Source organism: Thiohalophilus sp., from assembly GCF_034522235.1.
Lineage (GTDB): Bacteria > Pseudomonadota > Gammaproteobacteria > UBA6429 > Thiohalophilaceae > Thiohalophilus.
Genome location: NZ_JAXHLN010000002.1, coordinates 385,291 through 398,195, shown reverse-complemented (window position 1 = coordinate 398,195; position 12,905 = coordinate 385,291). Strand labels below are relative to the sequence as shown.

Here is a 12,905-nt window from a genome sequence, read left to right as displayed (position 1 = left end):
TCCTGTATCCCGGAATGCTCGGCCGATGCGTTGCAGACAAAAATGGATAACGGCGAAGAGATGCTGCTGGTGGATGTCCGCGAATCCTCCGATATTCAGCACTGCTCCCAGGGTAGCCCGGCAAATCGCCAGCCCCCTTTAGAACTGCGATGGTGATGTTCATCCAGCTCCCCTTCAAAACCTTCGCTGACGTTATAGACCCGATCAAATTCCTCCTGCAGCAACAGCTTCCCCGCCTCAAGGGAGCGTTTACCGCTGCGACAGATCAGCACCACCGGCACACTCTGGCTGACCGTTTCATCATGAGATAAGCCACCCAGCAACAACTGCCGTAATTCACGGACAAAATTCGGGTTCACTTCCCAGTCGGGTTCATCGATCCAGGGGATATTGATCGCGCCGACAGGATGACCGATAAACAGGAACTCCATATGCGAGCGCACATCCACCAAAACGGCTTTCGGCTCGTCCTGCAGCAGCTGCCAGGCCTGTTGGGGCCTCAGTTCCTCGACCTTGATATCTTTCATCTCTACCACCTGTCCTGCATTGTTAATGCCTCAAGCCTAGCCCATAGTGCCCAAATGACCAATTTCTGACGCCGGGTGTCTTTACTCGCTTTATCCATTTCAGTGGTAATGAACAAGACATTGCGGCACATCATGCTATAGCCGGTCACCAGTAGCTCAGGTGACTGTCGCCATCGACGAACCGGGTACCCCGACGCCCCTCCAGTATAGCCTGGGCTTCGGTCAGCAGACCAATTCCGGCGAACCCGCCCGTCGCAGTGACAAACTGGCAGGCAGCGATCACTTTTGGTGCCATTGAACCGGCCTGCAACACCGCATCGTCAAGACTATCACAGCCTGCCTGGCGTATCGCTCTTGCAGAGGGCGTGTTCCAGTCACGATAAAGCGCCTCGACATTGGTCAATAACAGCAGCGCATCCAGTTTCAGCTCCGCCGCCAGCAGGGCGCTGGTATAGTCCTTGTCGATGACCGCGCTAATACCCCGGTAGCGGTCATGTTCCTTGACGACCGGGATACCACCACCTCCGGCGCAGATGACACAATAGCCCTGTTTTGACAGGGTTGCGATAGCCTGCCTTTCAACAACTCTGATCGGATGAGGGGAAGCAACCACACGACGTTTTCCTCCTGCCACGGCCTTGAATTGCCAGCCTTGCTGACGCGCCAACCGTTCGGCTCGACCTTCTTCCAGCACCGGGCCGACCGGCTTGGTAGGGTTGGTGAACGCCGGATCCGCCAGGTCAACTTCAACCCGGGTCAACAGCGTGACAGCACGTTCCGTTTGACGATAGTTATCCATGGCCTGTGCCAATCGATAGCCGAGCAGTCCTTCACTCTGGGCATCCAGCATATCCATGGACATATTCGCTTCCACTTCCTGCATGGCCAACCAGCCTACCTGAGGTCCATTGCCGTGGGTAATAATCAAGGTATGTGCCTGTTCCAGATCGACCAGCGTACGGGCAACGGCATCCACCTTGCCCTGATCGATCTGCCCCTGTTGATTATTGCTGTCAGTCAGTGCATTACCGCCAATAGCTACCAGTATTCTCATCATACGACCTGTATCGGAACTGCCGGTTTTCTTCCGATCACATTACTGCTATGTTTTTCACGGAACAAGACCCGACAGGAGATCAAAAATGTCAGATAATGTATACAAAGTGATTGAGCTTGTTGGTTCATCCGCCAAAGGCAGCGATGAAGCCATTCAACAGGCTATTGCCAAGGCAGGCACCAGTCTGCATAACCTCGACTGGTTTGAAGTGGTGGAAACCCGCGGCCATATTGTGGAAGGAAAAATCGGCCATTATCAGGTCAAGATTAAAGTGGGCTTTCGCCTGGACTGAGCAGACGGAAGGGTCCGGCAGAATAGCCAAACCGGTGTCATTTAGCCGGCGACCCGTTGCCGGGCCGGATTGAGGAAACCCGGCCTGAGGCCGGGGCGATACTATTTCTTGTTACGCGAGGACCACTGTGACGGCCCATTGCCACCGCTGCGAGAATTGACATCATCGGCCAACTCCTCCGCATAACGGGTCACCTGGTTCAAGGTCCCCCGGCGCTGACCTACCAGAGTCGAGCCGTTACGTTCCAGCACATAACGGTACCAGTTATTGCCATCGCAGCCGGCCGGCGTAGTCGTCTTCTCCACCGCCTTGACCATATAGCGCGCACTCGTCAAATCGATTGTATTGATGGTATCCATACTGTTCACCTCGGTTGCCGACAGGTTGCCGGGCGACAACCTGCCGGAATTTCTAACGACGACCCCGTGTCTTGCCCTTCATACGCTTGCGCTCTTCGCTGACACGCAGGGCATTGCCTTTAAAGTCACGACCATTCAGACCGGACATCGCAGCCCGGGCCTCATGGCCTTCCATGTCCACTGTGGCATGACCACGGCACTGGCCACTGAAAACATCCATGGCAATCTTGATCCCGCGGACAGTGCCGAACTCGCCGAACAATTGTTCAATTTGCGCATCATCTGTATCGGGGGCCAAATTGGACACAAATAGGGTCTTCATAATCTCTCCCGTGTTTAGGTGTGACGGCTCTGCGCCCTGGCAGGACGGCGTTTGCTCCTGACCGGTTGAGCGGCCGGTGCCGCACCGCGACGGCCGCGGTTCTGGTTCGGTTTACCCGGCCGTGACGCGTCGCGCTCATTTGCGGCGCTGCGTGCCTGGGGTTCAAAACCGGTCATGGTCTTGCCTGGAATCGTGGTCTTGAGCAGCCGCTGAATCGAGGTAACCCGCTGGCGCTCGTCCGCACCGACCAGAGAGATTGCGGTGCCGGATTTGCCGCCACGCCCGGTCCGACCGATGCGATGCAGGTAATCTTCCGGGTTATCGGGCAATTCAAAGTTGATCACCAGCGGCAGGTGATCGATATCCAGACCCCGTGCCGCCACATCGGTAGCAATCAGTGCAGTCACCTTGTGATGTTTGAAATCACGCAACGCCCGGGTACGGGCATTCTGGGTCTTATCGCCGTGGATCGCCGTGGCACGCACGCCGTCGGCCTGCAATTGTTTGGCCAGTTTGTCGGCACCCCGTTTGGTGCGGGTGAAAACCAGTAATTGTTGCCAGTCACCACCGTCGATCATATGGGACAGCAATTCGCGTTTGCGCGGACCATCCACCCAGTAAAACGACTGATCGATGTTCAGTGCGGCGCTGTTGGCTTCGGCCACCTGGATATATTCCGGCTTATTAAGAAAACGGGCTGACATTTTCTTGATTGCGTCGGAGAACGTGGCCGACAGCAGCAGGGTCTGGCGTTCGGCCGGGATCAGCTTGAAAATCTGCTCGATCGCGGGCAAAAACCCCATATCCAGCATGCGATCAGCCTCATCCAGTACCACCGACTCCACCCGGGAGAGGTCCACGGAACGGCGGTTGACCAGATCCAGCAGACGCCCGGGGGTTGCGATCAGCAGATCCACACCGTCTTTCAACTGCTTGATCTGATTACTGATGTTTGTTCCACCGTAAACCACGGTGCTGCGCAACGGCAGATGTTTGCCATAGGTGCGGACGCTGTCCGCTACCTGCTGGGCCAGCTCACGGGTCGGCGTGACCATCAGGACGCGGACGCGACGTGGCGAGTCACTGGTCTGGCTCAGACGCTGCAACAACGGCAGCGTGAATGCCGCGGTCTTGCCGGTCCCGGTCTGGGCACCGGCCAGAATGTCCCGACCCGCCAAAATAGCCGGAATTGCCCGGGATTGAATGGCTGTCGGGGAAGAATAACCTTGATCTGCAATAGCAGTGAGTAGCTCGGTACGCAGACCGAGATCAGAAAACGACATAAATTTCGCCTTATTTGAAAATGAAAAAGCCAAGCATCGAGCCTGGCAGAAAAAATGCGTGACAGGACCGAAACGATTGTGCGGGGAATGGCCCGGGAGGTCATACCACGGCGGGTTTGTGTCCGATCCGGGTAGACTATACCGGCCGACACCTGGATCCCGCCGATGGTTCATGAGCGAGAAGTCAGACAAACTATGTTATTTAGTATACCACAAATCGCCGCCGCTAACCCCACTCGATACAAATATTTGCCCTCAAACGGTGGCAGCCCCCTGCAAAGTGTCGTACATTCAAAAAGGCTGCAGAAATGTCGGGGGATAGATTGATCGTCCCGGGACGCCCTCAAGCTGCTCCGCCTGACAGGCTGCTGCCGCATCCGGTTTGATTTTCAAAGGTTAAAGGTTAAGTGTCATGGCTACAGGTAAAGTGAAGTGGTTTAACGAACGCAAGGGGTATGGTTTCATCGCCCAGGATAACGGTGAAGGCGATGTTTTCGTCCATTTTCGCGCCATTCAGGGCGAAGGATTTCGTACTCTGGCGGAGGGCCAGAGCGTCAGTTTTGACGTGGAAGACGGTCCCAAGGGTCCCCAGGCGACAAACGTGGTCCCCCAGTAATTTCCCTCCCACGACAATCCCGCAGCAATACACCCCCGCTTCGACGGGGGTTCATCATTCGTCTATTCCCTTACCTTTGAAATCCGCCTCGCTTGTTGGCTATGCTTGATCCCAGTCAACCCGGAGGCACCAACATGCCAAAACCAACCGCCGATACCATTCTCGATACCGCCATGCATCTGGCCAACGAGCGTTCGTGGGAAAAACTCTATCTGCACGACATCGCCCGGGAACTGGAAATTCCGCTACACGCGATCCACCAGCACTACCGACAAAAAGACGATCTGGTCGAAGCCTGGTATGACCGCGCCGATCGGGCCATGTTAAAGGCGGCCCAGGCACCGGGCTACAGCGAGCTGACGCTGCACGAACGGCTGCATCTGCTGATCATGCGCTGGCTCGACACGCTGGCTGAATACAAGACCGTCTCCCGCGACATGCTGTTGTATAAACTGGAACCGGCGCATGTGCACCTGCAACTGCAGGGGCTGCTGCGCGTCAGCCGCACCGTGCAGTGGATCCGCGAGGCCGCCCTGCAGGACAGCACCCACCTGCGACGGATTATCGAGGAAGTGGGGCTGACCGGCCTCTATCTGCAAACCTTCCTCTACTGGATGGGCGACAGTTCCGCCGGCCAGAGCAAGACGCGCCGCTTTTTGCATCGGCGTCTGGGGCTGGTCGATCGCTGCGAAAAAGGCATGGCCCGGGTTCAATCCTGGCTGCCCGGCTTCGGCCGGCGACAGGCCCGGCACACCGCCGCTCATGATACCGCGCAACCGGACACCTGAATCCCGGTGACCTGGCGAGCCCGGCGTAACGTACCCCCGGCCCCGGGTTCGACATGTGGCGCACCATGACCACGTGGCTGCTGGCCCTGGCCGGCGGCTATCTGCTGCTGGTGGCCGCGGTCTATTTCTACCAGCCACACCTGTTGTTTTTACCCGCTCTGCCCTCGCGCGAGCTGACACGCACGCCGGCGGACATCGATCTGGTCTACGAGGCGGTGCATCTGTCGACCCGCGATGGCGTGCGTCTGCACGGCTGGTGGGTGGGCCATCCCCAACCACGGGGGACGATCCTGTTTTTTCACGGCAATGCCGGCAATATCAGTCACCGGCTGCAGACGCTGCGCCTGTTCCACGAGCTGGGCTACCGCAGCCTGATCATCGATTATCGCGGTTACGGGCAAAGCGGGGGCAAACCTTCGGAACAGGGCCTGTATGCCGACGCCGAAGCAGCCTGGCGCTATCTGCGCCAGGACCGCCAGTTATCGTCCGGGGAGATTGTCCTCAGCGGCCGCTCGCTGGGTGCCGCCGTGGCGTTGTATCTGGCCGAACAACACCGCCCTCGCGCCCTGATAATGGAATCGGCCTTTACCTCCATCCCCGACATGGCCGCCGTGCATTACGGCTGGTTACCGGTGCGCTGGTTAAGTCGCTATCAATTTGATAACCGCCAGCGCATCGTCAGGCTGGACTGCCCGGTGCTGTTCGTACACGCGACGGAGGATGCGATCGCCCCGTATGAACAGGGCCGAGAACTGTATCAGCTCGCCTCGCAACCCAAACAGTGGCTGGCCCTCAATGGCGGCCACAACGATGCCCAGCTGAACGATTATCAGACCTACACCCGCGGACTGCAGGCGTTTCTGGTCCGCCACTGAACCCGAAAGACCGAATCACACTCGGGTGATTAACCCGAATCGGGTTGCACTTTTCTGGCTGTCGATGGTCTACAGTGTTACGTACGCGTTAATAATCTCTCACTCACAATCAATAAAGCGACGAGGAGCTCTTCCATGAAACTGAACATCAAACCCCTGTTTGCCGCGCTGCTGGGGCTGTCTTTGCTGACACCGGCCGCCGTGCAGGCCGAGAAGATGACCATCGATATCAAGCGTCTGAAGATGCATACCGCCTTGAAAATCGCCGAAGCGGCGATTGAACAGTGCCGCAAGGAAGGGGTGCAGATCGCCGTCACCGTGGTGGATCGCGGCGGCCATATCCAGGCCGTGCTGCGCGATGATCTGGCCATGGACATCACCCTCCCCATCAGCAAGCAAAAAGCCCATACCGCGATGGCCTTCAACAGCCCGTTGTCACAGATGGAAGGTCGCTTCGAAGGCGCCTATTCGGTTCCCAAAATTGACGGCCTGGTGATCAGTGCCGGCGGGATCCCGATCAACGTCGGCGGCAGCATCATGGGCGGCATCGGCGTCAGCGGTGCCCCCTCCGGCGAGATCGATGAAAAATGCGCCGTCGCCGGCCTCAAGGCAGTGGAAACCGATCTGGAAATGGAAGGCATGTAAATCAACCCGTCGACGGAGTGAGGCCGTGGCGCCTCATTCCGTCGGACGTTTTCCCCCCTTCCCCGCGTTGTTCATCAGAGGCAAAGTGAGTTCGATACACAGGCCACCCCCCTCACGCTGACTCGCCGCCACCTGGCCGCCGTGGGCCATCACCGCCCGCTTGGCAATAGCCAGTCCCAGACCGTAACCTTCACGACCGCCGGTCGCGCCTTCGCCCGCACGGACAAACGGCTCGAAAATTGTCGCCAGATCCGCGGACGCCACCCCCGGCCCCCGATCGCAAACCCGAACCATCACTTCAGTTCCGCCCGGATCCGGTTGGACACTCACCACCACATTCGTTTCGGGCGCGGTATAGCGCACAGCGTTGCGAATCACATTCTCAAATGCCCGGCGCAACAACTCCGGTTTGCCAATCAGGTTCGCCTCACCGTCAATGGCCAGCTCCACACCGCGCCCGCTCGCCCCGGCTTCGAAACGGGCGTCTTCGACGACCGTCTCCAGTAAGACCGGCACATCAACCTGCTCATCGTGCTCGCTGTCCACGTGGGCTTCCAGCCGTGACAGGGTCAGCAGCTCGCCGACCAGCTCATCCAGCCGTCCGGTCTCACGCTCGATGCGCACCAGCATCGCGGCCAGTTTATCCGGCTGTTGTTGGCCCAGACCGACCGCCACCTGCAGTCGCGCCAGCGGTGAACGCAACTCGTGTGAGACGTCGTGCAGCAGCCGCTGTTGGGCGGACACCAGGGCCTGGAGTTGGGCCGCCATATGGTCAAAATCACGCCCCAGATCGGCGATTTCGTCACGGCGGCGGCCGATGCGGGGCATCACCCGGGTCGCCAGCTCACCGCGAGCCAGCCGATTGGCGGCCGACTGCAGGTGGCGAACCGGGCGGGTCAGATACCAGGCCAGGACCGCGCTGAACAACAGACTGGCGATTAACGCCGCCACCAGCTGAAAACCCAGTGACATCTGGCGCGAGGGCGTTTGTGGCAACCCTTCGGGGCCGGGACGGGGAATAAAAATGACATATTCATGGCCGTTATGGCCCAGCACCCGGCGCACCCCGGATAACACCTGCGCCCCGCGCAACTGCTCGCGGGCCCGCTCCAGCGCCACAGTGGGCACCGGTCGATCAAAAATATCCCGGCCCTGTTCATCAACGATCAACACCAGTGGCAGACGTTGTCCGGGCCAGCTGCGGAACAGGGACTCCACCGACTCCGGCCCGCCCTGGGCCAGCGCCAGTGCCGTGGCATTGACCACGAAACTGGCCCGCGGCCCCGCCGCCAGATCGGTGATCGCCTCGATCCGGCTTTGATTGTAAAAATGCACGGCCAGCCCGACGCCGATGGCAATCAACACCAGCGTCAGCCAGAAGCCCAGAAAGATTTTCCAGAACAGGCGGCCCATCACTCGTCCTGCAGCAGTTGGTAGCCGACTCCGCGCACCGTCTGGATAGGGGAACGCCCGTCGGCGAGCGTGCCCAGCTTGCGCCGCAGATTACTGACATGCATGTCCAGCCCGCGATCATAGCGCTCCAGCTCGCGCCCGAGCGCCTCGCTGGACAGGTCCGCCTTGCTCACCACCTGGCCGGCATGGCGCATGAGCGTGTCGAGGATATTGAATTCGGTGCTGGTCAGATCGAGGCGCTGCCCGTCCCAGCAGGCCACCCGCTTGCCCGGTTGCAGACTGATGCGCCCCACCATCCGATCCTCGACCCCGCCGGGCGCCCCCGGGGCGGCGGCACGCCGCAGGATAGCCCGCAGCCGGGCCACCAGCTCGCGCGGATTGCAGGGTTTGGGCAGATAATCGTCGGCCCCCAGCTCCAGGCCGACGATGCGATCCACATCGTCGCCCTTGGCGGTCAGCATCAGCACCGGCACCCGCGATTGCTGGCGAATCCGGCGCAGGGCTTCGACACCACTGAGCCGGGGGAGCATGATGTCCAGCACCACCACATCGTGCTGCCCCGACAGCGCCGCCTCGACCCCGGTTTCACCATCGTATACGGCCTCCACCGTGAAATCCTCGGCGCTCAGGTAGTCGCTCAACATCTCGGTCAGCTCGGTATCGTCATCGATCAGCAGGACCCGGTTCATTCGTGCAGGGATTCCGTTATTAACAACCGACGCTTATGTTGCCACAGACCCGACCACAAAATCAGGGATTTACCTACCTTTACATTCATTTACCTCCCCGTGACCCAAGTTTGCGGTCAGCCTGTCCATACTCTGCACATCGGATGACGGCAGAGCGCCCCATCCATACCGATTAACCAGCGAGGAACGGGTTATGAAAATGAAACAGTTCATTGTCACCACGGTCATGACGAGCGGCCTGCTGGCCGGTGCCAGCACGCCGGCCCTGGCCGACAATGGCGACCTCTGTAACAAAGGCGGCAAACATGCCGCATACAAGGATCACAAACGCGGCGCCCGGCCCATGCAGCGGCTGATGGAGAAGCTGGACATGGAACAGGCCCAGCGCGAACAGGTAGAAAAAATTGTCACCAGTCGGCACGACGCCATGCAGGAACAACGCCAGGCCATGCGGGACATTCGCGAAAAACTGCGTCAGATCGTCACCAGTGATGAGTATGATGCGGCGAAGGTCAAACAACTGGCCGAACAAAAAGCTCGCCTGGCAGGCGAGATGACGCTACAGCGGACCAGGATGATGCACAACATCTATCAGCAACTGACCCCGGAACAGCAGAAGAAGCTCCAGGCGATGCGCGGCCAGCATCGCCATCACAAAAGTTAAACCCTTTCTTGTTCATGCTCTCTCTCCCCTGAGTGTGTTTTGCGGGCCATCCCTGGCCCGCTTTTTTTTGCCCGAGCACAAACTTTTGTTTGACGCACAACCTCTCTGCTTGTTATCTCGAGTGTCTCACCACTTGCATCGCCACGGACAAGCCGAAAATAAAACCACCTTATAACTGGAAAGGGGCAGTTACGAAGTCAACATCCATGAATATGCGACCTGCCACGGCCGCTACAACGACGACGGGAGTATCGAACCCGGCGCCTCCGCCGGCAATCCGATCGCCAACCTACCGGTACTGGAGCTGCGCGAAGGGCAGACCCCGCAAGCGATAATCTCGCGCAATATGCGTCTACAGGATATAAAAAACCGCAGCATCATGCTCTCGCGACTGGACGAAACCGCGCCGATGGATGCCATTTCCAGTAAAGTGGCCTGCGGGGCTCTGGAAAACTGAACAGGCGATCCGAATAGCCGTACCGGTGAGAGCCCCATGCCTCCGGACCGTCGGCCAGGGATGTGGCCGTCGAGCGGACAGGGCGGTCGCGACTGCGATCCAGGCAGGCACGGGGCACTTTGTTACCATCACAAGGTTCGGCAATTCGGAATTTCTATTCAGGCACCGCTGGTTGTAGTCGATGGGTCGGCTGTTCCGTCAGCCGACTTTTTTGACTACTGCAGCGCGGTGTAGTTCATTCAACGCCGAGGTAATGACCCGCAGGGCGGAACGCAGCAACAGAATCACCAGAGCCAGTGCCACAATCCAGTCAGGCCAGGGCGAACCTGTTAGCCACACACCGCCGGCGGCCAGGAATACCGAGATGTTCGCGGCAATGTCGTTGCGTGAGCATTCCCATACTGAACTCATGTTGACATCTTCGTGTCGGTGTCGCCACAACAGGTATAGACACACACTATTGGCAGCCAGGGCCAACACGCTGAACAGGCCCATCAGTTCAAATACCGGCACAGCAGGAACAATCAGACGATAGACAAGCTGTCCGGCCACCACACAGGCGGCAAGAAAAATCAGTGCGCCCTTGAACAAAGCCACCCTGGCCTTGATCGTGGCACCCCGTGACACAGCGTAGAGACTGAGGGCGTAGGTCAGGGCATCACCCAGGTTATCCAGACTGTCCGCCAATAGCGCGCTCGAATCCGCATACAGCGCGGCGGTGACAATAACCCCGAACATCACCGCATTAATCAGCAACACCGCCTGCAGCGTGCCCCGTTGACGCGTGTGAAGCTGCTCCACGGAACAGTCGTTGTCGCAACAACCGCTCATCATCGCTCCTGTCCTGTTTGTCGCCTCTGCCCGCCCTGCGGTGAAGTCTTTACTCGCGTAATAACCACACCTTATAAATCACTTTTATCGCATCTATGAGCAGGAACAGGGCAAATGCCAAAAATGACTTTTCCAGTCAAATATAGTAACTTTAATACTACATATATTCAGCGTACAAGAGCCATGCATCTGAAACGTTTTACCGATTTTGCCCTGCGCGTGCTGATCTATCTGGCGCTGCACCCACAACGGATCATTTCGATCAACGAGATCGCCCGGGCATTTGATATGTCACGCAATCACCTGCTCAAAGTCGTCAATGAACTGGTGGCCAGCAAATTAGTCACCACCTACCGCGGTAAAAGCGGTGGTCTGCAACTGAGCAAGTTACCGGCCGACATCAACGTCGGCCATCTGACCAGAAAGCTGGAAGGCGAGTCGCCCCTGATCAATTGTACAAAACCGCTTTGCCCTATCCTGCCGGCTTGCACGCTGAACCAGGCATTGGATGAGGCGCAACAGGCATTTTTTGATCAGCTGGATCGTTATACACTCGCGGATCTGATTGGCAATCAACAGGACAGACTGGTCAACTTGCTGGCTCAAACCGGTTCGGAGGCAAATTATGAGTGATAAGTCATCCCGTGAATTACGCCGAGAGGACTTCCAGCAGGCGCTCAAGGAGTTCGACACCTATATCGACATCACGCTGGAGGATATCATGCAAATTGATCGCATGGCCAACAAGCATGCCCGCCTGCGCGAAACAGAGGTGCTAACAGTCCGTGAAATCATGACCCCGAAGGTGATTACCGTCACACCCGACACACCCTTGTCCGATGCAGCGCGTATCCTTGTGGAACAACGTATCAGCGGACTACCGGTCACCAACGATGAGAGCAAACTGGTTGGCGTGGTCACCGAGGCCGATTTTCTTTGTGCCATGGGTATACCCTGCCATCATCCAACGCACAGCGTCTGGCAGACCCTGGAGAATATGTTCCGACACCCGCCGCGTACCACAGACATGCCTTCGAAGGTGGGTGATATCATGGTTGACCAGGTCGTCAGCATTAATGAAAACAAAACTCTGCATGACGTTATTGAACTGATGAAAAAACACCACATCAAGCGGGTTATCGTCACTGACGATCAAGACCGGGTCTGCGGTATTATCACCCGCTCCAACCTGGTACAGGTCCTGCTCCGGCAGATGTTATAGATCGTTGTCCGCCAGTGAACGCGAACAACACGCTGAAACCGACATTTTTCGCGCTGAATAATAGCCGTCGGACAATCATCTGCGTCAATTTGAGCCCGCGCGAACTACCGCCTTACCGGCCCACCTTCAGCACCGCGATGCGTTCAGCCCGCGGTGGATGGGATATAAACAGACGTAAGAAGCCCTGCCCGATTTTGCCCGAAATCCTCAATGCTGCCAGCTGATTCGGTAAATAGCCCGCCATGGCGTAGTCTATTTGTGTTGCAGGGAATTCCAGAATTTACCCACCCAGGAGCGTTTTTCATAACTTTGCTGGACGCCCCTGGAGATAAAGTGTGACGTATATTGCCGGTCCTCTTCCATGATGTGCTTGGTCAGCCACATCTTGAGAAAATGGAGCAATTCAAAGTTGACCGATTTTTTGCCTTCGGCCAGCTTCTGGCTCAGTGTATGGACTTCATTGAGCAATAATTCATGATGATGCTTGTGCTCGTCATACTCGGGATAACCGAGAATTCGCATCAGGCTCTCTTCGACCGCAAAATGAATTCGAGTGTATTCCAAAAGCTCTGCCAGAATCCGTTGCGCCGCTTCGGAGCCGTGGTGTTCCACGATCGCCTTGTGCAGTTCATTCAATAAATCAACAAGAATTTTATGCTGATTATCGATCTCCTCGATACCGACACTTAACTCTTCGGACCATTCGACCAGTTTCTCTTCCGAACCCATGTTGATGGCAGGTTGCGACATAATGCTTTCTCCGAAAAAATGCCACGCCTTACGACGTGGCAAGGGGCTTGCGATGACTTGATTTGGCTAACACGGCCGATCATACCGAGCTCCGGTGGCCGTATTCTGATCCAGA

General features: G+C 57.5%; 17 protein-coding genes. 8 read left to right on the top strand and 9 right to left on the bottom strand.

The genetic code is table 11. The annotated features are described in order from the left end of the window. Window positions 1-95 precede the first annotated feature (95 nt). Together U5J94_RS02165 and U5J94_RS02160 are read right to left on the bottom strand one after the other, a co-directional pair. Window positions 96-527: a rhodanese-like domain-containing protein gene (locus U5J94_RS02165; protein WP_322564011.1), complete on the bottom strand. Its 432-nt coding sequence runs from the start codon at window positions 525-527 to the stop codon at window positions 96-98. A 145-nt stretch (window positions 528-672) separates the two neighbouring features. Further along, on the bottom strand, window positions 673-1,584 hold the full coding sequence (locus U5J94_RS02160) for a carbamate kinase (protein WP_322564010.1): 912 nt from the start codon (window positions 1,582-1,584) through the stop codon (window positions 673-675). Window positions 1,585-1,669: 85 nt separating this feature from the next. On the opposite strand from U5J94_RS02160, the gene U5J94_RS02155 reads away from it, so the two are divergent. After that, window positions 1,670-1,876, top strand: coding sequence for a dodecin (locus U5J94_RS02155; protein ID WP_322564009.1), 207 nt, complete (start codon window positions 1,670-1,672; stop codon window positions 1,874-1,876). A 101-nt stretch (window positions 1,877-1,977) separates the two neighbouring features. Here the strand turns inward: U5J94_RS02155 and U5J94_RS02150 are convergent, their stop codons facing one another. From U5J94_RS02150 to U5J94_RS02140, 3 genes are read right to left on the bottom strand one after another with little or no spacing between them, the layout of a single operon-like run. Further along, window positions 1,978-2,235 carry a hypothetical protein gene (locus tag U5J94_RS02150; protein ID WP_322564008.1) on the bottom strand — a complete coding sequence of 86 codons (258 nt, stop codon included), beginning with the start codon at window positions 2,233-2,235 and terminating at the stop codon, window positions 1,978-1,980. A 52-nt stretch (window positions 2,236-2,287) separates the two neighbouring features. Beyond that, on the bottom strand, window positions 2,288-2,557 hold the full coding sequence (locus tag U5J94_RS02145; protein WP_322564007.1) for an RNA-binding protein: 270 nt from the start codon (window positions 2,555-2,557) through the stop codon (window positions 2,288-2,290). Between the two features lie 14 nt (window positions 2,558-2,571). Beyond that, window positions 2,572-3,840: a DEAD/DEAH box helicase gene (locus U5J94_RS02140; protein WP_322564006.1), complete on the bottom strand. Its 1,269-nt coding sequence runs from the start codon at window positions 3,838-3,840 to the stop codon at window positions 2,572-2,574. A 412-nt stretch (window positions 3,841-4,252) separates the two neighbouring features. Here U5J94_RS02140 and U5J94_RS02135 point away from each other — a divergent pair, with 412 nt between their 5' ends. The 4 genes from U5J94_RS02135 to U5J94_RS02120 all read left to right on the top strand — a co-directional run bounded on the left by U5J94_RS02135 (window position 4,253) and on the right by U5J94_RS02120 (window position 6,764). Further along, window positions 4,253-4,456, top strand: a complete 204-nt coding sequence (locus U5J94_RS02135; protein WP_322564005.1) for a cold-shock protein — start codon at window positions 4,253-4,255, stop codon at window positions 4,454-4,456. A 134-nt stretch (window positions 4,457-4,590) separates the two neighbouring features. Continuing rightward, a complete protein-coding gene (locus U5J94_RS02130) occupies window positions 4,591-5,244 on the top strand; it encodes a TetR family transcriptional regulator (RefSeq protein WP_322564004.1) in 654 nt (217 codons plus the stop codon). A 65-nt stretch (window positions 5,245-5,309) separates the two neighbouring features. Then, entirely contained in the window at window positions 5,310-6,119 is an 810-nt protein-coding gene (locus tag U5J94_RS02125; RefSeq protein WP_322564003.1) for an alpha/beta hydrolase, read from the top strand. A gap of 135 nt (window positions 6,120-6,254) precedes the next feature. Then, the gene (locus tag U5J94_RS02120) at window positions 6,255-6,764 is read left to right on the top strand and encodes a heme-binding protein (RefSeq protein ID WP_322564002.1); all 510 of its coding nucleotides are present in this window, start codon (window positions 6,255-6,257) and stop codon (window positions 6,762-6,764) included. A 33-nt stretch (window positions 6,765-6,797) separates the two neighbouring features. On the opposite strand, the gene U5J94_RS02115 is transcribed toward U5J94_RS02120, so the two are convergent. Both U5J94_RS02115 and U5J94_RS02110 read right to left on the bottom strand, forming a co-directional pair. Further along, entirely contained in the window at window positions 6,798-8,177 is a 1,380-nt protein-coding gene (locus U5J94_RS02115; protein ID WP_322564001.1) for an ATP-binding protein, read from the bottom strand. After that, a complete protein-coding gene (locus U5J94_RS02110; protein WP_322564000.1) occupies window positions 8,177-8,866 on the bottom strand; it encodes a response regulator transcription factor in 690 nt (229 codons plus the stop codon). The genes U5J94_RS02115 and U5J94_RS02110 overlap by 1 nt, the downstream gene beginning before the upstream one ends. A 193-nt stretch (window positions 8,867-9,059) precedes the next feature. Between U5J94_RS02110 and U5J94_RS02105 the strand changes: the two genes are divergently transcribed. Further along, the gene (locus tag U5J94_RS02105; protein ID WP_322563999.1) at window positions 9,060-9,530 is read left to right on the top strand and encodes a Spy/CpxP family protein refolding chaperone; all 471 of its coding nucleotides are present in this window, start codon (window positions 9,060-9,062) and stop codon (window positions 9,528-9,530) included. Window positions 9,531-10,185: 655 nt separating this feature from the next. Here the strand turns inward: U5J94_RS02105 and U5J94_RS02100 are convergent. Beyond that, window positions 10,186-10,818 carry a cation transporter gene (locus U5J94_RS02100; protein ID WP_322563998.1) on the bottom strand — a complete coding sequence of 211 codons (633 nt, stop codon included), beginning with the start codon at window positions 10,816-10,818 and terminating at the stop codon, window positions 10,186-10,188. Window positions 10,819-11,001: 183 nt separating this feature from the next. Here U5J94_RS02100 and U5J94_RS02095 point away from each other — a divergent pair, with 183 nt between their 5' ends. Both U5J94_RS02095 and U5J94_RS02090 read left to right on the top strand, forming a co-directional pair. Next, the gene (locus U5J94_RS02095; RefSeq protein WP_322563997.1) at window positions 11,002-11,451 is read left to right on the top strand and encodes an Rrf2 family transcriptional regulator; all 450 of its coding nucleotides are present in this window, start codon (window positions 11,002-11,004) and stop codon (window positions 11,449-11,451) included. Beyond that, entirely contained in the window at window positions 11,444-12,040 is a 597-nt protein-coding gene (locus U5J94_RS02090; protein ID WP_322563996.1) for a CBS domain-containing protein, read from the top strand. Before U5J94_RS02095 ends, U5J94_RS02090 begins: the two co-directional genes overlap by 8 nt. Before the next feature lie 252 nt (window positions 12,041-12,292). On the opposite strand, the gene U5J94_RS02085 is transcribed toward U5J94_RS02090, so the two are convergent. Beyond that, window positions 12,293-12,790, bottom strand: a complete 498-nt coding sequence (locus U5J94_RS02085; RefSeq protein WP_322563995.1) for a bacteriohemerythrin — start codon at window positions 12,788-12,790, stop codon at window positions 12,293-12,295. Window positions 12,791-12,905: the final 115 nt, after the last annotated feature.